This window comes from Desulfovibrio sp. 3_1_syn3, assembly GCF_000145315.2.
Lineage (GTDB): Bacteria > Desulfobacterota > Desulfovibrionia > Desulfovibrionales > Desulfovibrionaceae > Desulfovibrio > Desulfovibrio fairfieldensis.
On record NZ_ADDR02000001.1, the window covers coordinates 2,646,245 to 2,670,403 of the forward strand.

11 protein-coding genes are annotated in these 24,159 nt (G+C 56.2%); 10 read left to right on the plus strand and 1 reads right to left on the minus strand.

The genetic code is table 11. The features are described 5' to 3' along the window. Window positions 1–18 precede the first annotated feature (18 nt). The 5 genes from HMPREF0326_RS11140 (at window position 19) to HMPREF0326_RS11160 (ending at window position 12,103) form a co-directional block, all read left to right on the plus strand. Complete coding sequence (locus HMPREF0326_RS11140; protein ID WP_232224933.1) at window positions 19–4,092, plus strand: condensation domain-containing protein; 4,074 nt, start codon at window positions 19–21, stop codon at window positions 4,090–4,092. Further along, on the plus strand, window positions 4,089–6,707 hold the full coding sequence (locus tag HMPREF0326_RS11145) for a beta-ketoacyl synthase N-terminal-like domain-containing protein (protein ID WP_008683728.1): 2,619 nt from the start codon (window positions 4,089–4,091) through the stop codon (window positions 6,705–6,707). The genes HMPREF0326_RS11140 and HMPREF0326_RS11145 overlap by 4 nt, the downstream gene beginning before the upstream one ends. A gap of 57 nt (window positions 6,708–6,764) precedes the next feature. After that, complete coding sequence (locus tag HMPREF0326_RS11150; RefSeq protein ID WP_232224942.1) at window positions 6,765–10,103, plus strand: non-ribosomal peptide synthetase; 3,339 nt, start codon at window positions 6,765–6,767, stop codon at window positions 10,101–10,103. Window positions 10,104–10,185: 82 nt separating this feature from the next. Beyond that, entirely contained in the window at window positions 10,186–11,313 is a 1,128-nt protein-coding gene (locus HMPREF0326_RS11155) for a class I SAM-dependent methyltransferase (protein ID WP_232224934.1), read from the plus strand. Then, complete coding sequence (locus HMPREF0326_RS11160) at window positions 11,306–12,103, plus strand: thioesterase II family protein (protein WP_008683721.1); 798 nt, start codon at window positions 11,306–11,308, stop codon at window positions 12,101–12,103. Before HMPREF0326_RS11155 ends, HMPREF0326_RS11160 begins: the two co-directional genes overlap by 8 nt. A gap of 390 nt (window positions 12,104–12,493) precedes the next feature. Here HMPREF0326_RS11160 and HMPREF0326_RS11165 read toward each other — a convergent pair whose 3' ends face one another. After that, a complete protein-coding gene (locus HMPREF0326_RS11165) occupies window positions 12,494–13,501 on the minus strand; it encodes a helix-turn-helix domain-containing protein (protein ID WP_008683719.1) in 1,008 nt (335 codons plus the stop codon). A gap of 27 nt (window positions 13,502–13,528) precedes the next feature. Between HMPREF0326_RS11165 and HMPREF0326_RS16865 the strand changes: the two genes are divergently transcribed. The 5 genes from HMPREF0326_RS16865 to HMPREF0326_RS11185 all read left to right on the plus strand — a co-directional run bounded on the left by HMPREF0326_RS16865 (window position 13,529) and on the right by HMPREF0326_RS11185 (window position 24,134). Beyond that, window positions 13,529–13,948, plus strand: coding sequence for a hypothetical protein (locus HMPREF0326_RS16865; RefSeq protein ID WP_147568422.1), 420 nt, complete (start codon window positions 13,529–13,531; stop codon window positions 13,946–13,948). 59 nt (window positions 13,949–14,007) lie between these two features. After that, window positions 14,008–14,805 carry a thioesterase II family protein gene (locus HMPREF0326_RS11170; RefSeq protein ID WP_008683717.1) on the plus strand — a complete coding sequence of 266 codons (798 nt, stop codon included), beginning with the start codon at window positions 14,008–14,010 and terminating at the stop codon, window positions 14,803–14,805. A 15-nt stretch (window positions 14,806–14,820) separates the two neighbouring features. Beyond that, complete coding sequence (locus tag HMPREF0326_RS11175; protein ID WP_008683715.1) at window positions 14,821–16,608, plus strand: ABC transporter ATP-binding protein; 1,788 nt, start codon at window positions 14,821–14,823, stop codon at window positions 16,606–16,608. Further along, window positions 16,601–18,319, plus strand: coding sequence for an ABC transporter ATP-binding protein (locus HMPREF0326_RS11180; RefSeq protein WP_008683713.1), 1,719 nt, complete (start codon window positions 16,601–16,603; stop codon window positions 18,317–18,319). Before HMPREF0326_RS11175 ends, HMPREF0326_RS11180 begins: the two co-directional genes overlap by 8 nt. Window positions 18,320–18,422: 103 nt before the next feature. Next, window positions 18,423–24,134 carry a non-ribosomal peptide synthetase gene (locus HMPREF0326_RS11185; RefSeq protein WP_008683710.1) on the plus strand — a complete coding sequence of 1,904 codons (5,712 nt, stop codon included), beginning with the start codon at window positions 18,423–18,425 and terminating at the stop codon, window positions 24,132–24,134. Window positions 24,135–24,159: the final 25 nt, after the last annotated feature.

Sequence of the window (24,159 nt, forward strand, 5' to 3'; positions counted from 1 at the left end):
TTGACGCCGGATCTGCGCATGGAACTCAAGCGCGGCTCGCGTATGCTTCTCAGACGGCTCGAAAGCGCGAATGCCTCTCCTGTCCAGCGCTTGCCGCCGCCTTCTACTCGTTATGCGGAAAAAGCCCCTCTGTCCCCCTATCAGCTGGGACTGTACAATCTGCACCTTGACGAGCGCGACAATACCAATGTGCTGAACCAGACGGGAGTTCTCGATCTGCTTTTTGTTCCTACGGAGCAGGAGGTTATGGCGTCCTTTGAAAAGCTGCTTGAGATTCACGGGGCGTTGCGCCTGTCCATCAGGATTTCTACTGGCGGCAAACCGGAGCAGTTTCTGGACGTGCGACGCCCTGTACGTCCTGAGATCCACCAGACTTCGCCGGAGAATTTCAACGACAAGATTGCTGAAATTCTGGAAGCATATAAAAGAACCCCCTTCTCCATGGCTTCCGACCCCTTGATACGGGCGTCCTATGTGGCTGTGCCGGAGCAAAGGGCCGCTTTTGTACTCTGCGTGGATCACCTGATCATGGACGGATGGTCGGTTGGGATACTTCTTGAAGACTGGCAAAGACTCCTCTCGCCTGAAGCCGGATCCATTGCAGCCGCGCAGCGGCAACAGGAGCTTCAGTATACGGACTACGCCGCATGGGCCGCAGAGATCCTGCTGCCAGCCGTCCGGGAAAAACAGGACGCATACTGGCGCAACGTGCTGCCCCTCGGGTCCGCTCCACACGCCTTTCCCACAAAAGTCGCCCGAGGCAACGACTCCGTCCGGAGCTGCGGGCTTATCCAAACGCGCCTCCGCCCGGAACTGCTTACGGAACTGCGGCAATGGGCGGCACGGCACGGTTGCAGTCTCTTTGCCGCCCTGCATACGGCCCTGCGCGTGGCGCTCTACCGCGCGAGCGGGCAGGAGGACGCTCCCATCCTCACCGTTTCCGCCAACCGGCAACAACTGGAAGGTACCGCGAGGATGGTGGGCTGCTTTATCAATGTGCTGCCCCTCTATTGCCCGCTGGATGGCGATGCTCCTCTATGCGAAGAGCTCCGGCAAAGCAATGCCGCCGTGCTGGCGGCGCTGGACAACCAGGATATTCCGTTCTGCTCCATTGTTGATGCCCTTGGGCTGCCCCGTGTCCGGGCATGGCAGCCCATCGGTCAGATAATGTTTCTGCTGCAGAATGCCTTTGCAGGCCGCAATGCCGGAAAAATGCGCGTACGCCTTCCTGACCATCCTGTCACCGAGCATGAGCTTTCCTTTATCGTGTGGGATTTCGGCGTTGAAAATACCTGGCTGCACGTGGAATACAGAGAAGATCTTTTTGAAAAAGAACGTATCCAGCTCCTTATGGACAACTTTTCCCGCACCTGCGAAGCACTGCCTCATGCCGAAGAACATACTGCCCGTGGCCTGACATCCGATGCCCGCCCATATCCTGGGCCGAAAGAGCATGCGGAACCCGCCAAGGGACTACGGCGTCTTCTGTCCGCCCTGCGCACAGATGAAAATGCGGCGGTTCTGGGTCGCCTGCTGCAGGCACTCGCAACGCATTTCCCTTCAGCCCGGCCGTCGGAAGTGCTGTGCCTGTGGCGGGGAGGCAATACCCAGGCGCGACATATGCTGCAAAAAGCCTGCATACTCGGCGGGATTACACTTGCTCTGGCTTATGAGGATGAAGACGTTTCCTCCCTCATAACAGCTATGCGGCATCCTCCACTGGGCGTCCTCGCGGTAGGGGAAAAAAGCTTGAGCCGTCCGGCCATGCCGGAAACAAAATATTGCGAAATTGTGAACCTCCTGTGGGAAGACCTGCTGCAAATCACGGACCTTCCGGCTGGAGATGCTCTTTTCCACGAGGGAAAAGGCATTCCTCCGCTGTTGGTCAATGACGGGGAAAGTCCGGCTGCATGGCAGGCTTATGACGCGAACGCTTTCATGGCGGGTCTGGAGGAAACCTGCCAAAACCTGAGCGGAGGGCAGGGGCAGATCCGCTTTCTTGAAAACGAAGATGCCGACCGCGCCGGCATTGTGGCTCTGTCCGCCCTGCTTCAGGGAATAATTCCTGTCTGGGGCCATCCTGACGACGCAATATGCGAAAACGCGCTTCCCGTCACAACAAACTGGGAAAGTGCGCTACGCCTGCTGCAAAACGGCGTGCAATCGCTATGGATCATGGATGATCTGCCCACAGCCGCCTTTCTGGCAAAAAACCGGTCCGCACTCGACCGCTGCCGGCTTTTTTTGCGTATCCCCCGCAGCCTGCGCTGGGCAACAGCATTGCTCGACGGACAGGGCTGGCAGGGCGACGAGCGGTTCTGCCGGGCCGTCATCGGAAAGAATATCCTTCCCGCGGACTGCGTCTGCGGCGAACCGGCTGCTCTGGGCAACCTGTTCCGCGCCGTGCCCCTGTCATCCGATACGCTGTCCATTCCGCTGCCGTCCGCCATTGCCGACCACCTCTGGTTCAAGGGACGCTCTGTGAACCTTGATGCGCTGACCGATTTTCTGCTGGCGGACACGCCGGGCTCTTCGCCTCATGCGGCCCTTGCTTTCGCAGCTCCTGAAACGTCTGATTCCCTCTTGGATATACGGGGCGAATGCATCCTCTGGCATGACGGGAGCGTTGCTTCCGATGCTGTGAAAAACCTTCTTTCCCGCATACCCTCCTGGCTGCCCCACGCGCACGCGGTCGAACTGACGCAAATGCCGCATATCCGGGTTTCTCACAACCGGAGGTTGCGTCCTGACCGGCATTACCTGTCACTGCTTCCGATCGCGACAGAAGAGCTTCTGAAGCGTTTTTTCCAGCGCTATTCTCACAGCTCTTTTGCACGGCAAGGGCTGTACATTGCCGAAAACGACTTTTTTGCGGATCAGGTACAAAAACTTGCCGGCGCCTATGAGGTGAAAGCCACAGATCCCCATGATCCAGAACCCTTGACTCGCGATGTACTTTTTACGCAAGGGGCCGACCGTTTCGCGCGCCCCGTCATCCCGGACGCCGCCTCCGTGCCCGACTGGGATCGTCCCTTTGCACCCGATCGCTTCTGCCTGCTGATAAATGGGGCGGGAGATGAAGGGCGCATGCTGGTCCGGGCACTACGACAACGGTCCACAGCCCGCTTTTTTCTTCTGGAACAACCCGGCTCTTCCGATTCGGCACTTCCCGACCAGACCGTCAGGCAAGCCCTGGAACGAGGACGGCAAAGCTTCGATGCCCTCCCCGGCGGCCTGCTGCATCTCGTGCCCAGCCCCCAGGGCAACGGCAGGCATATTTCCCCGGAAAAACTGGGAGAAAAATTTTACCACCCATTTCATCTGGAGGCTCCGGAAGCGCCGGTTATCTGCCTTTTGCGGGATGGAGGCTCGCCCTCGTTCTCTTCGCGGCACCGGGCGGGCATGGCGGGAGAAGACTTTGACGCCCTGTGTGACTATTTCGCCGGACAAAACAAATTTGCCCCGCATACCCATCTGTGCCTGTGCCTCCCTGTCTGGCGCAATGCGGATACGGCACGACTGGCGGCCAGCCGCATCTTTCGCATGCTGCAAAGCGGCCATGACAACGTCATTGCAGGGAAAAGCCCGGCGGATGCGATTGCATCCGGACATATGCAGGGCTTTGCCTACCCCGCCCGCTATCTGCACATCAGGGTCAGCCAGGGCGATGCACTCCCGCCGTTACCGCACCCCCTGGTCTTGGCCGCGAGCCTGCCGACAGCGCCGCGTCTTGTCGCCCATGCCTCCGAAAACGGCGCATCCGAAGTCTGGCGAACGCTCGTCCAAATCTGGAAGGAAGTTCTGGAGCTGGATGATCCTGATCCGGAAGCCAACTTTTTCGATGTGGGAGGCAGTTCCGTGCTGATTCCGCCTCTTCGGGACAAAATCCGGCAAAACCTCGGCGTGGACATCGGCATGGCGGGTATATTCACCTACTCCAACCTTAATGACCTCCACATGCACATTGCATCACTGGCAAACAACGCCGCATCTCCCGGCCCGTTGCCCTCCGAAGCTCCCGTGCCATCCCGGGAAACCTTCCAGCGCAAAGTCCGGCAACAAAGAAAACGTCAGCACGAGGTGTTTTCATGAGTGCAACTTCCCCCTGGGAACAGGAAGAGTATGCCAACGCCATAGCCATTGTGGGCATGGCTGGGCGCTTTCGCGATGCCGATACCATTGAAGCTCTGTGGGATGTCTTGCGCGACGGCCGGGAAACCCTGCACCGCATGACCGGAGAAGAGCTTGCGGCGCAAGACTGCCCGGTTCCGATCATGGAGCATCCCTGCCATGTGCCTGTCACCGCGCAGCTAGACCGAGCGGACCTGTTTGACGCGAACTTTTTCGGCTTTACCCCGGCCGAGGCCCGTGCCCTTGACCCACAATTGCGGCTGATGCTGGAAACGTCCTGGCATGCCTTTGAGGATGCCGGCCATATCCCGGGCGATGAGCGTGCCGGCGTTACGGGCGTATTCGCAGGTGCGGCTCAGAGTTTCTACTGGCTTTTTCACACCCGGCCCACGGTCCGCGATCACCTGAGTGCGGCATTCGGTCAAAATCTGGTTTTAAGCGGGCAGGGTTTCAACAGCACATGGATATCCCACAAACTGAATCTCACCGGTCCGAGCCTGAACATCAACACGGCCTGCTCCACGGGGCTTGTGGCGGTGGCCTCAGGCTGCCAGAGCCTCCTGGACTACAGTTGCGATCTTGCCCTGGTCGTCACCGCTTCCGTTTTCAGCCCGCGGCACTGGGGCTATTGGGCGGAGCCGGGCGGGATTCTTTCGCCCGACGGGCATTGCCGCCCGTTTGACGCGTCCGCCAACGGCACGATCATGGGCGAGGGCGTCTGCGCGCTGCTTTTGCGCCGTCTCGGGGATGCCATCAACGGACGCGATCATATCCGGGCGGTCATACGCGGCTATGGAATCAACAATGACGGCGCGAGAAAGGCCGGTTACACCGCGCCCAGCGTCAAGGGTCAGACGGAAGTCATACGCATGGCGCACAGATCCGCAGCCGTAAGCAATGCGGACATAAGCTATGTCGAGGCTCATGGCACTGGCACAAATCTCGGCGATCCCGTCGAATTCGCGGGCCTGCGCGCGGCTTTTGACGCTCCGAGGCGGCAACCCTGCCGAATCGGCTCCGTAAAGGGCAATATCGGCCATCTTAACATCTCGGCCGGAACAGCGTCGCTTATCAAAACCGTTCTCATGTTCGAAAATGAATATATGCCCCCACTTGTCAATCATCATCAGTGCAATCCGGAGATCGACATTGAAAACAGCCAGTTCCGGCTATGCCTCAAGGGCGCGGACTGGCCCGAAGACATGCCGCGCCTTGCCGGTGTGAGTTCTTTCGGCTTTGGGGGCACCAACTGCCACCTTGTGGTTGAGCAAACACCCGCATGGGCCCGTGAAAACGGCATATCGTCCCCGCACGCCCGGAGCGCCCCGCCGAACGCCGTGAAAGACAGAAACGTTCGGCCCCTCTACCCCCTTATGTTCAGCGCCCCCGACCATGACAGCCTGTGTCGGCAGCTTCAAACCTTCGAGATATGGTTCGCGCGACATGCCGATGCCGATATGGCTGCTGTGTGCACCGCCCTTTGCCGCCACAGAAAACATTTTTCCCACCGGGCCCTGCTCATGGTCTCCACCACCGATGAGGCGGCTTCCGCCCTGCGCGACGGGCACATCCGCATGGCTACCTCGCCGCAGATGGCACGCCTCGCGGTTGTTCATCCGGACTACGGCTTGCAGTCGGCCGATTGGCTGCTCGCCGTCTCGATGAAATTACTCGGAGAATATCCCGAGCAACACGACGTTTTCTCCTTCTGCCTCGCCCCGTTGGGAATAAAGCTGGAACAACTGTCTTCATCCCTTCCCCTGTTGGAGGAAAACGTCCTGTGCAGAGAAAGTCTGGCGCTGGCCTTGGGGTATGCGCTGTCCGATATTCTGCGCCGGGCGAAGCTGCCCATATCTGCTGTCGTGGGACAGGGAACCGGAGCCATTGCAGGTATGTGTCAGGCAAACATCCTGTCGCGGGAGGAAGGGTTGCGCGGGCTTGCACGGTTCCAGGCCGGAAACCGGGCATGGCGGGCGGCGGACGCAGGAATCAGCTTCTCCACGCTGCCTTTCCATGCATCCGTCGAAGAGGTCGGAATGACGGACGGAGCGCCCCTGACATTTCTTGAATACCGGCTGGAACGCGACAAAAATGCGCCTCTGCCGGGGCCTGCGGCCGTCTTTGACCTGACGGACGCGCAAGCCTCGCCCGCCCGAAACTGGGCGTCTGTCCTTGGTGAGCTTTTTCTGTGCGGCTTCTCTCCGCTCCTGCCCGATAAAGAAGCGCCCCACATTTTCCTGCCCGGCTATACGTTCTCTCCCGACAGCCACTGGCTGCCCCTGAACTATGACGATCAGCCCCCCCTTTCCCCGCCCCGGGCATCGAGCGAGGACGATACGCCTCCAGCCGAGCGGCTTCTGCTTGATATCTGGCGGGAAGCCCTGGGCATCGGCGATCTGGCCGCCAACGACGATTTTTTCCGCGCGGGCGGCACCTCCCTGACCGCCTTACGGATACTCGCGGCCATCGAACTTCAGCTCGGAATCAAGCTCACTATGGGCACATTTATGGAGGCCCGTACGGTTGACGGGCTTATTCGGAAAATCGCCGAACAGCTCGACGCGGCGGAACAATAGCATAAGCGAGGCCCTTTCATGCAGTCAGAGCGCATCTCCAAAACTGCCTTGTCAGGCATGGAAAAACTGAATGCTCTTGCCCTGAGGGCAAAAAACAAGAAACTGCCTTCCCGGTGGGTTGTCAAAGCAGCGCCGGATGCCATGTATAAGCCCTTCCCATTGAGCGACATGCAGCAGGCCTACTGGATTGGCAGAGACAAGGATATCGGCGGAGGCGGTGTTGCCATGCAGAGTTACGTAGAAATAGATTGTCCGGCTCTGGATGTCGCGCGGCTGCAACGGGCACTGGACACGCTCGTCTCACGCCATCCGATGCTTCGCGCGGTCGTGCTGGAAGACGGGCGACAGCAGGTTTTGCCGCTTCCCCGTCGCCTGTCCGTGCGTGAAGAGAATCTTCAGCATCTTGACGCCGAGGCTCGGGAGCAGCGCCTCAACGATATCGCCGTGGAAATGATCGCCACGGTCAGCGATCTTTCAGTCTGGCCCCAGTCCGAGGTGCGTTTCAGCCGCCTGTCCCCTTCCGGAGCGGGCAGGCTGCATTTCCGTTTTGACCAATGGGCCATAGACGGCAGGAGTTTTCAGATTATTTTCGAAGAACTGGGCACACTGTACGCGTCTCCGCAAACCGCTCTGCCCCCCTTGCGCATAACCTTCCGCGACTATCTGACCGCGCTTGAGCAGTCCAAAAACGGCGTGGAATATTTTGAGAGCGAACGTTACTGGAAGGACAGGCTCAAATCCCTGCCTCCGCCCCCTCCCCTGCCCAGACGGAGTTCCCCCGCCTCTCCGGCCACACCTGACATGGTAACGCGGCGGGCGGATATTCTGACGGAAAAAGAAACGCTGGCTCTGAAGAGTATCTGCGCTGAAATGGGCCTTTCCCATGCCTCCGCCCTGGGGGCGGCCTATGGAGAGGTTCTGGCCCTCTGGAGCGGCACCCGACGCTTTACGCTGAACACCCCCCGTTTTAACAGGGAGTTGAGCTGGCACCCCGACATCAATAACATCATCGGAGAGTTCGCCACATTCACCCTGCTGGAATTTGACGACGCTCAGGGCGTATCTTTCAGGGACAAGGCGGCAAAGTTTCAGGAGGAAACTTGGACCAGCCTCCGCCACGGGCAGGTTTCAGGCATGTCGCTGCTGCGCGAACTGGCGCGGATAAAAGGTTCCGCCGAGTCCGCCTCCATGCCCGTTGTGTTCACGGCTATGCCCGACGGCGCTTCCGACGGCGCGGACCTGGATGAGCATATACGCGCCATGGGCATTCTGCACCGCCTGTACGGCTCAACGCCTCAGGTCCACCTGGATTGCGTTTTTTCGATTTTTTCCGGTAAACTGCATATATATTGGGATTCCAGAGACAGCCAGTTTCCCGACGGACTTATTGGGGATATGTTTCAGGAGTTCATGCGTCTTGTCCGTCTGCTTGCGTCGCAAAAAGAAGCATGGGAGCGGCCAAGGCTGGCGGAACTGCCCGAAACACAGAAAAAGGCGCGCCAGACAGCGGCGGCGGCCCCCGAACCTTTACCCGACACCGACCTGCTGCGCCTCTTTTCTCACCAGGCTTGGAGCCATCCGGAGAACATCGCCATTTTCTGCGGCGAGGATGCCGTTTCCTACCACGCCCTGCATGATGCAGTCTTCCGTGTTTCTCAACAGATTCAAAAGATGCTGTGCGGTGTCGTTGCAAGGCCGGAACAGCTTCCGCCTCATGGCGGATGCGTGGCCGTCCTCATGCGACGCGGCTGGAAGGCTGTTGCCGCTGTTCTGGCGATTATGGCGGCTGGCAGACCCTTCCTGCCCCTTGACGCCTCCTGCCCTGCCGCGCGTCTCGAGACCCTCGTGCGCATCGGCGGCGCCGTGGCTGTCATCACGGATGAGCCGTGCAGCCATGCGGCGGAAAATCTGCGCCTGCCCAGGCTCGTTTTTGACTCGTCTTCCCCGGAGGCGGGCTCCGACCGGCATTCCCCGGTTCATGAGCGACAGTTTCTTCACGCGCCACATGCAGCGGCCTATGTCATGCTTACCTCCGGGACCACCGGAACGCCCAAGGCCGTCACCATCGGGCAGAAAGGCCTTATGAATGCCGTGCTCCATTCAAACAGACGCTTCAAGGTGACGCAGGAAGACAGGTTTTTGGCCATTACCGCCATGCACCACGACATGTCCATGTATGACATTTTCGGAGCGCTGACGGCCGGAGCGGCCATAGTTATCCTTGCCCCGGAAAAGGCTTCCGATCCCCGGCACTGGGTTGAAACCATAATGCGGCGTGGCGCTTCCATCTGGAACAGCGTGCCCGGATTCCACTCTGCGCTCATGAAACATTGTCGGAAACAGGGGATTCAGCTTCCTCTACGACTGCATATTCTTGGCGGAGACTGGATTCCCCCCGTCACCCTGGCGAGCATAGCGGAATTCTGCCCCGGCTCGGAACTATACTCCTGCGGCGGTCCCACGGAAACCACCCTCTGGAACATCCTTCACCCCGTGCGGGGTCTTGACCCGGAGTGGCCTTCCATTCCCTACGGCGCCCCCATAGCCAACAACAGTTATTATATCATGGATTCTGCCTTGAACGAGCTTCCTGACTGGGTTGCAGGCGAAATGTACTGCTCCGGCATAGGGGTATGCATTCACACTACCGGCGGGGATGAAAATTCTTTTGTCGCACATCCCCGTACGGGCGAGCGCCTATACAGAACCGGCGATATGGGGCGCTACCGGCCCGGCGGCATTATCGAAATCCTGGGCAGAAAAGATTTTCAAATAAATATAGGCGGCTACCGCGCTGATCCCGTCGAGATTGAATCGGCTCTCACAACCTGCTCCGGCGTCGTGCGCGCCCTTCTGTTGCCGGTGTCCATGCGCGCCGACGGCAGCGACGGGGAAAGCAGGGCCGTGCTCGGTGCCTGGGTTGAGACGGAAGGCAGACGCCCGCTCCCCGAAGAGTTGTCGGAGTTTCTGCAAAAATCCTTTCCCCTCGCCATGATTCCACGGCTTTGGGCCATAGAAGACCAAACGCCCATGACCGCCAACGGCAAGGTGGACAGAAAAACCGTGGGTCGTCTTCTGGCAGAAATCGCCGGAAAGGGGAGCATGAAGGGGAAAAACGTCCGCCGTCCGGCGCAGACGCCTCTGGAAAAACTTGTGGCACGCCAGTGGGCGGAAGTTCTGGATACGGAGGAGCCTCCCCTTGACGCCAACTTTTTCCACTCCGGCGGTGACTCTCTGCGCGCCATGCAGGTCATCGGACGCATCAGGGAAGTTATCCCCGTGCCTCTGCCGCTTTCTGTTTTCTTTATCTCTCCCACTGTGGAAGGTGTTGCAAACGCCATCCTCGAACGCCTGGCCGTTGAAGCCCCGGCTCAACAGGCCGCGCAGGAAGCCTGACATGACGGAACAGGAACGCCGGCAGCGAATCCGGCAATGGGCCGCAGTATATGAGGAAACATACCGGCAAATGGATAGCTCCATGCCGCTGCTTCAAAACTTCTCCCTCTGGAAAAGCGCCTGCACGGGCGACCCCATTCCCGGCAATGAAATGCGGCAATGGCTGGAAGATACCCTGGATGCCATAAGAGACCTCCACGCGGATTCCATTCTTGAAGTCGGCTGCGGGCATGGCCTGTTGCTGCTGCGCCTGGCCGGCGAATGCGCACGCTATGTCGGTGTGGACTTCTCGGCCGCCGCGCTGAACCGCCTTTGCAAAGCGCTGGAAAAACTCCCGCCGGAGCAGCTTGAGAATCTCGATGTGGATCTCTGCCAGGCAGAAGCCACCGATCTGGCCTCCGTCGGCGAAGAAATCTTTGACGCCCTCGTATACAATTCTGTAGTACAATATTTTCCTGACACGGCGTATCTGCTGCATGCGCTGGAGCACGGCCTGAAACACATCCGGAAAGGGGGCAAGGTTTTCATAGGAGACGTCAGAAACGCCGCCGCATTGCCGTTGTTCCGGATATCCAGGCTCTTATGCGAGCTCCCCGGCGGCACAAGCGCCGCGCGATTCCGCGAAGAGCTGAATTCCATGGCCGACGAAGAAGAACTTCTTGTGCCCCCGGAGTTCTGGCACTCTTTACAGGGGGAACGTCTCGCACGCATGCGTGCTTTCACCAGGCCCAAACCGGGTTCCGCGTATAATGAGCTCATGAAATTCCGCTATGACGTAACCCTTGTGGATGAGAAAACCCCGCCTCTGTCCGCGAAACTGGTCCTGCCGTGGGAAAAAATTTCGGAGGCGGGAAAGCCTCAGGACATTCTGGCCGGGATTCTGGCCGGTCTGTTGCTGCCTGTCCCTCAGACATGCGGTTTAAGCGTCACGGGCATTCCTGACGCCAGAACCCATAAGGAAAGAAGCGTTTGTACCAGCATGCTCGCAGAAGGGTCCTCCCCGGCCCTGACACTTGCATCAGCCCTCGATCTGGCGGAAAACGCGGCAGGGTCAGCCCGGGAGCTTGGGCTGTTGCCCGCAGAAGTACACGCCTTGGCCCAGGCTCACGGCATGAGGGCGGATATTCTGCTTGATCACCGGGACGGCCTCTCGCTGACCGCTCTTTTTTACGCCCAGGACCCGGAAAAAATGGAAGGCGCACATGCCTGACCAATATTCTTTTCCGGCGGAAATAGCCGCCTGGCTGCCGGACGTGCCTCTTGGGAGGCCTCTCTTTCCACCCCTGTTCTGCTTCGCTCACGCCGGAGGCAGCGCGGATATCTATCGCCAGTGGCAAAAAGCACTCAGCGGGTCCGCCACCATATATCCCATGGAACTGCCGGGCCGCGGACGGCGCATGGCCGAGCCATTCTGTCCTTCAGTCGCCTTAGCGGCCCGGAAAGCGGCGCAATGCGTCGCGGCCTGCGTGCCCGACAGCCGCTATTTCATATTCGGACACAGTCTGGGCAGCATCATCGCCCTGGAAACCGTGAGAGAAATTGAAAGTCTGGGCATTCCCACTCCTGCGTTGCTCTTTGTTTCCGGCAGATATCCGCCACATGTGATGCAGAATCATAAGCAAGCGCTGTTCCGTGCTCCGACGCCAAGCCTGCTCGACGAGCTGCGCAGGCTTGGCGGAACCCCGGAAGACATTCTTCAAAACAGGGATTTCCTTGATGTGCTGTTACCTGTGGTGCGCGATGACTTCCGCTTGGTGGAAACGCATACATCCGCAGCAAGTCCACCCGTCTCCTGCCCCATTTGTGTTTGCTGCGGCGACAGGGACCAGGACTCGCCCCTGCCCCTCCTTGAAGAATGGGCAAAGCTTACCACCGGCGGCTGCACCATCCATCTTTTTCCCGGCGAACATTTTTATCTTTACGATACAAAAAATGATATGCCGGACTTTCTGGCCCGACACATCATGGGGGCGGCAGCTCAAGATCTTACGCTTCGCTGATACGGACATGCCGTCCGGCACGAAACTTCAGCGTGACGGCACAGTGATCTGAAAAGAGAAAATGCCCGGCGAACCGGGCATTTTTTCTTTAGAGCATAAATATTGCACAGTTCAAAATGCACGCTGCCCTCTGCCGCAAAAAACGCAATTTACCGCGGCTGTCGATACCCTGGGGCTCGCCCTGCCCCAACGCGCACCAGACCTGATACTACTGTGATTCTGTTCGCTCCGCTCTTGATGCGCGTATGGCGCTGCACGCCTACAGCCACGGCTTCAACTCCTTTCAGGTCAGTCAGGCAAGGAGAGCGAGACTTTTATAAAAGAAGTGTATTCTTGCCTCAACCGTTGCAGCAAGCTGCCTACGGATAAAGAACGCAGTGCCGACAGGTCCTAATTGGACAGTGTCGAAAATTGGCGCATTGTCTGCTTGGGTGTTATACCATAAAGCTTTTTATATGCACTGATAAAATGCCCGACATTGGAATAGCCTATAGCAAACGCGCATTGGCTGACGTTCATCCGACGCTTTTCCAGCATTGAATAGGCATATTCCATTTTGCATTTATGAACAAACTTGGCGATACTTACTCCATAAAGATGCTTGAAACCCTGGTTTATTTTCGATCTGTTTATGCCGACTTTTGAATACAATTCCTCAACAGTGTCTATCATCAGAAATTGATTCTCTATTTCATTTTTTAGTTTTTTTATCCTGCATATCTCATCGTCCATAAAACAAACGTCAGAGCTTTCCATCCTTTTTTCAGCGCTGCGCATAGCCTTGAAAAAGAATTCAAGGATGGAGTATTTAACATAGAGCTCATTATTATTAAAGCATCCCCTGTTTTCGATGAAGCACCTCACGCATTTCATGCATTCCGCGCTGGCGATGCCGGCAGCCATTATGGGCGTCCTGCCGTTGCTTCCCATTCCGCGCAGCACTTCTTTCAAATGTGCATAGGCTCCCTGCCCGAAAGTGCTTTCCAAAAAATTCCTGGAGATGAAAATGCCGACATGCCTGTAATCATTCTGTCTCGGCAAACGCAGCGCGACATCCACATCCGAAAGCTCCCCAAGCGCAAACATATTTGAAGTTACAGAAACAGTATTTTCAGATTTGCAGTCAAACTCTATATGTGTTTCGCCTGAAGCGACAACAATGCATACCAGCACGGAGGATTCACAACGAAGATGGGAAACCTTTTCCCGTGTAACAGTGATTGGACCGCAAACCCCAAACTGAACGCCCTTAAAAGGCTCAAAGGCCACACCGCTTCCCTCTGCCCAGTCGCAGGAAAAAGAGACATTTCTCGGTTCTTCATGGCAACGATGCATCCGGCTGATTTCAGCAACACGGGAAAGAGTAAAGTCTCTTTCAAACAAAGTCTTTGCGTCCATTCAGCAATCTCCTGAAGGCTGTATCTGATGTTCATTGATTTTCTTAAAACCTATTTGCCGCCCTCTACAGGTAAATTCGATATTTCAGGCAAGGAACTGCGTGCAATTGGTCTATATAGGCAGAACCAGCGCCGCAATGAAGGGTCGGGCGGCGACTGGTCGGCCTTGCTCAACACCGCCCTGCGCATTCACAAAACAATCTCCGGCGAGGTCCTCCTGCCATTCCGGGATTCCGGCGCACAGAGGAATTTTTCAGGCAAGGCGCCGCAACGGCAAAGGAGGGCTGACACCCCGAGTCCATTCGGTTACTGCCGTCCAGACACCAGGCAGTCACAAAAAACCAAGTTTTGTTCGCACGATAGGTCATTAGACATTGAAAGTCAATTTCATTTACACCTCAAGATTATTTCCTCTCTCCCAAACTGGATATTTTTATTGCCCTTTTGAGCAGAGGGAAGCGGCATTTTTGGGATAAGCCTACTAAAAACACAAACAGCAGGATACCTATGTCCCTTACCAAGACGTCTGCCTTTCCGGGCACGGCTTCGGACAAATGGCTGACCCAGGCGCCGGACGAGAACGACCAGGCCGCAATCATCGCATTCCCATACGCAGGCGGAGGGCCATCCGTATTCCATGGGTGGGACAAGTCACTGCAACCTTACCGTTTGCGCCTCTGTCCGGTGTCCCTGCCCGGCAAGGAAAAACGCCGTGCCGAAAAACTGCCCGACGACATTCATGAACTGGCACAGAGCATTGCCGCATCCGTTCTTGCCCACATCCATAAGCCCTATGTCATGCTCGGCCTCTGCTACGGGGCCGGCCTCGCCTACCTGACAGCCCAGCTCACCACCGCAGCCGGACGCCCTCCCGTGGGCATCATCGTTGCGGGCGGCAGGGCCCCGCACACTCCCCCACCTGTACCCGTCAGCGGCATGACAGATGATGATTTTATCAGCACATTGCACCGGCTTGGATTTATTTCCGATATTGTGCTTAGCAACAGAGAACTTCTCGATCTATACTTACCAATGCTTAAATCAGATTTTATAATGGACGAAAAATTTATTTTACCATATCCAAAATGCAAATTTTTATTCCCAATATCAGTATGTTATGGAGAAAAAGATGCAATAACTCCTGAGCATGATATCCTTGAATGGAGTATATACACGAGCAATCTGTTCATGGCTCAAAAATTTAAAGAGGATCAGTTATTTTTCGCAAAAGAATATGACAGATTCATTGAGTACATTGTTGAAAAAAGTCTTTCTCTTGTTGAGAACCCCAATTTTATAGAATAATCAGGGAGAGAAAACATGTCTTGCATATGCGCTATACGTCATCTCATGAAACTGGCACCCGAAAGCGTTCCTCCTATGCGCCAGGCCGTCTTCTTCGCCGCAGCGGCGGCGTTTTTTTATCCTATTCCCATCTTTATGGCCTGGATGGTTTTCCGCAGCCTGCAAAACGGTACGAGCAACAGTTTGCTGGCGCTTTTTTTCGCCATTGCAACTATTGCTATCATCCTGGTCTTCATTTGCAGGGCGCGGTGCACGGCCTTTGCGCATAAGGCTTCTTTCATATTTGGGACAAAAATCTGTGCGGTATTGATGGACCATTTGGGAAAAATCCCCCTGCACTGGTTTTCAAATAAAAGTACTGGAGAATTAAAGAAAATTCTTAAACATGACATCGAATTAATGGAGTATTTTATTGCTCATAACATATCTGACAGCATAGCCTGTGTCTTACTTCCCATACTGTGCATATGCATCCTTTTCTTTATCAATACAACACTTTCCTTTGTAATCCTTTCAATAATAATAATTGCAATATATATTCATTATATAACATTTAAACTCATGAAGAATACAACTCTTAATGATGAATATTTCAAAACAGTATCAATACTTCATTCTGATACAATAGAGTTTATACATGGAATGCAGGATATAAAGATATTTAACAGAACAAATGAATCATATCGAAGAATGGACGATGCAATAAAAAATTTCAAAAAAATACAAATAGATATACAAAAAGTTTTTTTACACAGGTGCATGTATTTTCTTACCATAACCGCAATGGCCTTTGTTATTACAGCCATGGCAGGCGCCTATTTATACAAGTCCGGTTACATTCAGCTTGATATCATGCTGTTGTTCATAATGGTGGGGTGGATATCCTTCGTCCCTCTTACGCGCATGCCCCGCTTCATCACTTTTTTGTGGAAGGCGGGTGTCGGTTACCATGGCATGAAACAGCTTCTGGACGTGCCGGAAGAAGTACGGGGCGACCGCAAATACGACAGCTCCATCGTGCCGGACCTCAGGGTTGAAAATCTGTCAGTGAACTATGACGACAAACCTGTGCTGAAAAACATAAGCTTTGAGGCCAGCGCATCCGCCATAACCGCCATTGTCGGCTTTAGCGGTTCCGGTAAGAGCACTCTGGTCGCGGCCCTTGCAGGCATGGAGCGCCTGAGTTCCGGCCGAATCACCGTGGGCGGCATAGATCTGCAGGAGTTCGCAAGCGGCGAGCTCGGCAAACTGATGGCTCTGGTTTTTCAGAATCCCTTTATTTTTTCGGGAACAGTAAGGGAAAATCTCTGCCTTGGCCTGGACAACCCTTCACAGGAACAAATTGAAGCCGCCGCCCGCATGGTCCAGTGTGACAAATTCATTAAAAGCCTGCCCAACGGTTACGACACCCGGATCGGTTCCGGCGGCGAAGTCCACCTCAGCGGCGGCCAGCGCCAGCGGCTGGCCCTGGCCCGCATGGCTCTGCATAATGCCCCGGTTGTTTTGCTTGATGAGGCCAGCGCTTTTGTCGATCCCGAAAGCGAGGAAGCCATTCAGAAAGGACTGTCAAATTTTCTGAAAAACAAGACCGTCATCGTCGTCGCGCACCGGCTGTCGTCCATCGCCCATGCCGACAACATCATCGTGCTGGACAAGGGAGCCATTGCAGAAAGCGGAACCCATGCGGAGTTGCTACAGCAGAACGGCGTATACAGCCGCATGTGGGATGCCTGGCAAACCACACGCTCGTGGGAACTCTGTTCTCCTTCTGAAAAAAACAGCTCCGGGGGCAAAGATGCTTAAGAATATACTTGCCTTTATCCAGGGAAAGCAAAAGCCCCTGTTACAGGCCATTGTACTGACTTTTTCCGTTCAGGCAGTACAGACCGCAGCCTATCTTCTGGTATTCTTTTTAATGCTCTATCTGACGTCAGATCCCACATACATCGGCATTCATGCATTCAGCCTCGCTCTGCTCCTGCTCGCGCTGGGGTACTACTTTGTCAGCTTCGCGGCATCATCCGCTTCGCTGAAATCGGGCTATGATATTGTCGCCGACATAAGGGTTCGCCTTGCCGCCCATCTGCGCACACTGCCGCTCTCGTACTTCAGGCGCACCAACAATGCCAAGATCAGCGGCTGCTTTCTGCACGACATGGTCGACGCTGAGTCCATTTTTTGCGTATACATTCAAGAGATGGCCGCCTGCATAGCCATTGTTCTCATGCTGGGAATCGCCACGGCATTCGTGACCGGCCCCCTGAGCCTCATCCCCCTGGTGGGGATTGCAGCCTCTTTGCCCATCCTTTACAGGGCCTACACCGCCACCGGCTCAAAAACGCAGGGGTTCCTGGACAGCAGAGCTCTGGCGGACAGCACGCTCCTGGAATACCTCGGCGGCATCGCTGAGCTCAAGGCCAACGGCATCACGGGACGCGGCTTTACGCCCTGGACAATGGCCAACGCCCGCTTTCGCAAGCTCGCCCTTGAGCTGGAAATCAAGGTCGGCGACCTGTGCCGCTCCTATATCTCTCTGTTGGATATAGTCTTTATCGCTACCGTGGCTGTCGGCGGGTGGGCCGTTTCCACTCACAGGGCTGATGCTGCCGTACTGCTTTTCATCCTTCTTATCAGCGGCAGGTTTTACGAACCATTGCAAAATATTGGCGTCTTTTTGACGGAATTCAGATTCGCTACGGAATCCTTGCGCCGTATTACGTCGATTTTTCAGGAAAAGAGCTTACCCCAGTTGCCCGGCTACACGCCACCAGCTGATCTGAACATTACTTTTGACCGTGTATCATTCTCCTATGGGCAACGCCAGGTCCTGAACGATATATCATTTCACATGCCTCAGGGTACGGTTACCGCCCTTGTCGGGGAGTCCGGAAGCGGCAAAACCACCACAGCCAACCTCCTGCTGAGATTCTGGGATGTCAGCGGCGGATCTATCCGTATCGGCGGAACCGATATTCGGACGTTTTCGCAAAACGATTTCTACAAACTGTTCAGCGTGGTATTTCAGGATGTATACCTGTTCAACGATACCGTGCTGAACAATATACGCATGGCCTCTCCCCAGGCGAGCGAAGAAGAAGTGATGGAGGCGGCCCGCAAGGCTCACTGCCATGAATTTATCATGGAACTGGAAAACAAGTACGACACCATGGTCGGGGAAGGCGGGGCTCGCCTTTCCGGCGGCGAGCGCCAACGCATTGCCATAGCCAGAGCCATTTTGAAAAACGCTCCCCTACTGGTGCTTGATGAGGCCACAGCCTCCGTGGACCCCGAAAACGAGCTCCTGATCCAGGAGGCGCTCAAGACCCTCGTCAAGAACAAGACTCTGCTGATCATCGCCCACCGGCTGTCCACCGTGCGCGGGGCGCATCAGATACTCGTGCTCAAGGAAGGCGGCATTGCTGAAAAAGGAAGCCATGAGGAACTAATGCGCCGCAAGGGCATTTACTATCAATTCTGGCAATGCCAGGAACGCCTGAAGTCCTGGAGCATTTAGCCGCGACCGGCCATGGGAGAATCATTCCATCGGCCCAGGCACTTAATGAAAATGAAATTAAAATTCTTTTCTATAACATCAAAGATTACTTCCCGAGGTCGTCATGGACTTGCCCCCCAATATTGAAGAGGTTTTCCCCGTAACTCCGCTCCAGGCCGGTATGCTCTTCCACGACCTTAAAGAGCCGGGCGCCTCTGTCTATATCCAGCAGTACGCCTTTGCCGTCAGGGGTCGCTTTGACATGCGAAAACTGGACGCGGCCTGGATGCTGACGCTCCAAAGGATCCCCTCCCTGCGTACTTCCTTTCACTGGGAAGGACTGAGCAAACCCCTGCAGGCGGTGCATGCCAAGGTTGACTACAGATTTCACCATGAAGACCTGCGCGCCCTGCCTCCGGATGGACAGGAAAAAAGACTGCGCCGCTTTATGGAGGAAGACCGGGCCGTGAGCTTCGCACTCGACAGACCTCCGCTGGTTCGTTTGGCATTCCACCACCTCAAGGATGACCATCTGCATATGCTGCTGACATTGCATCATATTGTGGCGGATGGCTGGTCAATCGGTGTGCTTTTCGAAGAGTTTTGCAAAGCCTATTCCTGCGGATCTTCTCCACTACCGACCGGCAGAGGCAACCTCCCCTCCATGCGCGCATATGTGGCCTATCTGGGAGCCAAAAACAACGAAACCTCCTTGCGCTGGTGGGCCGCCAAACTTGACGCCGCCCAATGCCCTCCCCTGCCACGGAGGGAAAAACATCCCCAGGGCGACGGAGAAGAAGCGGATCAAAGCGGCATGCCGGGCAGGCTGGAGCATTCACTGACTGAGGACGAAACGGCGTTTCTGACACGATCCGCCGCCGGGCTGGGCCTGACCCTGAACGTCTTTTTTCAGGCGGCATGGGCGCATGTTCTTTCCGTAAACTCAGGCCGTGCCGACGTACTTTTCGCCTCAAGCTTTGCGCTCCGCCCAGCCGAAATTCCCGATGTTGAAAAAATCTTCGGCCCGCTGCTGAACGTTCTTCCCATTCGCATTGCCTTCAACGGGCAGATATGCCGCGACTGGCTGCAATCCATCCAGAATGACATGATTGAAGCAGCCGAGCACGGCCATGTGTCAGTCACCGCATTGCGTGAACTCTGCACCGCCAGCGCCGACGGCAGTTTTATCAATACCATGACCGTATTCGAGAATATTTCCGGCCAAGGCAACGGGGAACTTCCCTTTGAGATGACCGTTGAGGAAAGCTTTGAAAAAACCAGTTACCCCCTGACCGTCATGGGCTTTCCCGAACATACGCTTCGCCTGGTGCTCATCTATGACCGTCGACTTTTTTCCGACTTCGATGCGGAAACCATGCTTCTGCAAATGAAGGAGTTCATGCTCGCCCTGGCGCATGGCCGGGATCTCCCTCTTTCCCAGATCACCACCGCTCTTTCCGCAGCCCCTGCGGACAAGGCTGTTATACTTGCCGGGGAGGAGCATATTTTTCCCCCCTTTGATCCCTGGCTTGTTTTTGATTCCCTGGTGAAACGGAAAGAGGACGAACCGGCCCTTATACTGGCGGCAGATCCGGCGGACAAAAAAAGTGGCAAAAAGCGGGATATCATTGTCAGCTACGGCGAACTGCACAAGAAGGCGGATCATATTGCCGCCCTGCTTCATGGCCGAGGATTCGCCGCCGGAGACAAGGCCGGAATCCGCGCTGTACCCGGCGCCGACATGATCGCCGCCATGCTGGCCGTATGGCGGCTGAACGGCGCATGGATGCCCCTGCCCCCAATCTATCCTAAAAGACAATCAGTGAGAATAATTGAAGATTCCGGGATAACCGTTCTTATTGCCGGACAAGGCCTGTGGAATGACCGACACATGCCCGGCTCCTTGAACAGCGTTCTCTTTATTGACGGTTTCGACAGCGACACCACGGACGATGCGGGACACTCTCTACCCTCGCATATTGCGGCAGACCAGAGGGATGTGGGCTGCTTACTGTATACCTCCGGCTCAACGGGGCGGCCCAAAGGGGTTTGCCTGAGCCACGCCGGTCTCGGCAACCGCCTTCAGTGGATGTGGAAAGAGTACCCCTGGCAAAAAGGCGAGCGGGCCTGCGCCAAAACGACCACTGCTTTCGCAGACTTTTTCTGGGAAATTTTTGGCGCTCTTTTGGCGGGCACGCCCGTGGTGATTCCCAGCGCCGACTCCGCCAAGGACATTGCCTCTCTCGCGGAACTTGTCCACGAGCATGCTGTCAGCCGTCTGGTCATCACGCCCTCGCTGCTTTCCGCCCTGGTGGGCTCCGGACTGTTCGGCAGGTGGATGAACCGTCTCAGCCTTTTGTCCTGCAGCGGCGAGTCCCTTTCACCGAGGCTGGTGGAAAGCATACTCGCCCAAGTTCCGGAAGTGCGCCTCCTGAACCTCTACGGCTCGACAGAAGTGACGGCGGACGCGACCTGGCATGAAGCTTCCGCTTCCGGTAGCCTGGGCGACACGGTCTCCATCGGCAAGCCCATTGCGAACACCCTTGTCGCCGTCGTGGATGAAAACGGACGCCCCCTGCCACGCGGGGAAGAGGGAGAGATTCTTGTTTCCGGGGCCTGCCTTGCCACAGGCTACCACAATAACGAAGACATGACCCGCAAGTGCTTCCGCAAATTTCCGGCACTGGAGGCATTCAGTCCCGGCGCGACATGGTTCTCCACCGGCGACCTGGCCCATATAGGTCAAGATGGCCTCCTCTATTACAAGGGCCGCAAAGACAGGCAGGTCAAGATACGTGGCGTACGCGTGGAGCCTGATGAAGTGCGCCACATCCTTGAAAAGCACCCCGCCGTTTCAGAGGCCGTTGTCTACGGCGTTCTTGACAGGACGGAACAAAAACGGCTTGTGGCCTATATCGCTCCTGACAGCCGCCGTAATGATCATGTCAATGCCGGTACAAGCCATCTTGAGCAGTGGAAGCATCTTTACAACGCGACTTATGAAAAGATCGCGCAAAAAGGCAACTTCACCGCAGACTACCATATATGGGTCAGCAGCTATACCGGCCTGCCGCTCACGCGGGAGGAAATGGACGAGTGCATGGCTGAAACCGTGCGTTCCATCACGGCATTGAATCCGGAGCGCATTCTTGAGATCGGCTGCGGGCAAGGTTTTCTGCTCTTCCCCCTGAAGGCCGTCTGCCGCCAGTACACAGGCACGGACAATGCGCCGGAAGCCTTGCTGCGCCTGTCCCAGGCCCTGGAAACCCCGTGGCGGGACGGGCAGGCATCCACAAAGGGCGTTTGCCTGTACGAAGGGCATGCGCACGATCTTTCCATGATCAGGGACGAGCCCTATGACACTGCGGTATACAATTCCGTTGTTCAGTATTTTCCCGACAGGAAATACCTGCTCACGGCCCTGGAACAGGCCATAGGAAAGCTGGGCCACGGCGGAAGGATATATCTTGGAGATCTGCGCAATTATGATGCGGAAGATATTTTTCGCTACAGTCTATTGATACATAGCCACAAGGACCAGCGCGGCACGGAAAACGAGTTCCTGGTTACGGACGTGCTGAGCCGTACGGCCAGGATGAAGAGCGGCGAAAAAGAACTGCTGGTGTCTCCGCGCTTTTTCCATCAACTGCCCGGCAGCCTGCCTCGCGTCCGCGCGGTGGAAACCATGCCCAAGCGCGGACATGCCGACAACGAACTGACACGGTTCCGCTATGAGGCTTTTCTTTACCTGGATACCATCCCGCTGCGCGAATTTTGCGGCAGCTCCGTCCAATGGGACGCGGCAAGGCACGGGCGGCGGGAACTTGCCCGAATGGTCCGCCAGGCCACGCAAAAGGGGATGGATTTATGCGTCCGGCGCATGGCCAACGCGCGCCTGACCCCTTGGCTGCGTTTCAAAATGGCGCTTGAAGATGCCGTGGCTTCAGGCGAAATGTTCTCCTCCATGTCCATGCTGTTACAAAAAAGCGAAGCTCATGAAGAAAGTGCGGGATTTACCCGCGAAGCCCTGCATGATCTTGCCCAGGAAACGGAATGCGAGGTGGATGTCCATTTTGCTTCTGACGGACTTTCCATCGACGCGCTTTTCCGTCCCAAGGGCAGCGGCAAAGCCGCACTTCCCCTTTCCGGCGCTGATGATCGCACGGAAGGCCCGCTATCCAACTCTCCCGTTGAGAACCGCGTACAGATCAACTTGCGCACAGAGCTTGAAAAATATCTTGAGGAGCAATTGAGCGCTCCCATGAGACCGGAAATATTGCTGTTTTCAAAATTCATACCCAAAACCCTCACCGGGAAAATTGACGTCAAGCAACTGCCCAATCCCTTCCGCCAGGAACAGGATGCAAAGGGCAGTCTGCCGCAAACAAGCGAAGAGAAAAAGCTGGCCGAGATATGGCGCGGCCTGCTCGCAGTGCGGCATGTTTTCAGGGAAGACGACTTTTTCAGGCTGGGCGGGAACTCCATCTCCATTACGCAACTGGCTTTTATATTGCGAGGAGAATTCGGCAATCATGTGAACTTCAGGGATCTTTACCAGGTTCCCACCCTTCGCGACATGGCCGCCTATCTTGCCGGAAACGTGAAGCCCGGGTGCGTCGAGGGCCTGTCCGACGCCCATCTCAATATCCCCGAGGGGCTGCCCGAGGAGGACATTCACATGGCTGACGCCGCTGTGCCGGACTCCCTGGCGGCTCATCCCCTGCTCCCCGGCCAGCGCATCCTTGTGACAGGCGCTCCTGGAGCCATCGGGCTTTGGGTGTTGTCTCATCTGCTGGAACGGCGCGATTGCACCATCCTTTGCCTGGAAGAGCCGGAAGGCTCCACCGGCAATGCCGGTCCGCTGGAGTGCCTGCAACAGCGCATGCGCGAATCCCATTGCTGGCACAGCGACTACGCGCGCCATCTGCGCATGGTTCACGGGCGGCTGGGCGAGGAGCGTTTCGGACTGGGCGAGGCAGAGTGGGCGCGCCTGGCCGACAACATCGATCTTGTTGTGCACAGCGGCCTCAAGGTGAATCTGGCGCAAAGTTATCGCAACCTGCGCCGGATCAATGTGGCGGGCACAAAAGAGGCCATTGCGTTCTGCTGCACGGGCCGGTGCAAGCCTCTGCATTTTATCAGCAGCCTGTCCATTGCCGACCACAGTGCGCGTGAAGAGAACAGCATCATCCGGGAAGACGATGATTTCACATCCAACAAGGGACTTTCAAGCGGCTATATCCTCAGCAGATGGGTTATGGATGCCATGGTGCGCAGGGCCGGGAACCGGGGGCTGCCGGTAGCCATTTACAGGTTCAACACCGTCGGCGGCGACACTGTCAGCCATCATTGCGATACGACGGAAATTTACTGGCGGCTCCTGCGGGTCTGCTGCCAGATGGGTCTTGTGCCTGAAAGCCGTCGCCTTGTGGACATTGTTCCCGTTAATGTGGCGGCCTCTGTCGTTCCAAGCATAGCGACCCGCGCGGGAAGCTACGGCCGCGCCTTTCATATCTGCAATCCGAGACCGGAACCGTGGGGCTGCTGGACAGACTACCTGAACCGCCTGGGCTACAACGTTTCACTTGTGCCCTCCTCGGACTGGGTACGGCATCTCAATCGGGAGGCGGAAGGCAGCAATGACGACAATCTGCGAATACTGCTTTCCATGGTCAGGCAGGACGGCGGCGACAGCATAAAGCCCCTGCGCATCGACATGAGCAACACTCTCGGCATGGCCGCACCGAAAATTCCCCCGTTTTCCTTTGAACTTTTTAAAAAATACCACAGCGTTATGCTCAGGGAGGGATGGCTTCCCAATCCCGGAGCGCAATAGGATAATTTTTTTACATTTCCGGGGG

Coding starts and splice junctions, on each gene's coding strand:
- HMPREF0326_RS11160 (WP_008683721.1), top strand. CDS start 11,306: ATGCCTGACCAATATTCTTTTCCGGCGGAAATAGCCGCCTGGCTGCCG.
- HMPREF0326_RS11140 (WP_232224933.1), top strand. CDS start 19: ATGGAACTCAAGCGCGGCTCGCGTATGCTTCTCAGACGGCTCGAAAGC.
- HMPREF0326_RS11165 (WP_008683719.1), bottom strand. CDS start 13,501: ATGGACGCAAAGACTTTGTTTGAAAGAGACTTTACTCTTTCCCGTGTT.
- HMPREF0326_RS11155 (WP_232224934.1), top strand. CDS start 10,186: ATGCCGCTGCTTCAAAACTTCTCCCTCTGGAAAAGCGCCTGCACGGGC.
- HMPREF0326_RS11145 (WP_008683728.1), top strand. CDS start 4,089: ATGAGTGCAACTTCCCCCTGGGAACAGGAAGAGTATGCCAACGCCATA.
- HMPREF0326_RS11170 (WP_008683717.1), top strand. CDS start 14,008: ATGTCCCTTACCAAGACGTCTGCCTTTCCGGGCACGGCTTCGGACAAA.
- HMPREF0326_RS11175 (WP_008683715.1), top strand. CDS start 14,821: ATGTCTTGCATATGCGCTATACGTCATCTCATGAAACTGGCACCCGAA.
- HMPREF0326_RS16865 (WP_147568422.1), top strand. CDS start 13,529: ATGTTCATTGATTTTCTTAAAACCTATTTGCCGCCCTCTACAGGTAAA.
- HMPREF0326_RS11150 (WP_232224942.1), top strand. CDS start 6,765: ATGGAAAAACTGAATGCTCTTGCCCTGAGGGCAAAAAACAAGAAACTG.
- HMPREF0326_RS11180 (WP_008683713.1), top strand. CDS start 16,601: ATGCTTAAGAATATACTTGCCTTTATCCAGGGAAAGCAAAAGCCCCTG.
- HMPREF0326_RS11185 (WP_008683710.1), top strand. CDS start 18,423: ATGGACTTGCCCCCCAATATTGAAGAGGTTTTCCCCGTAACTCCGCTC.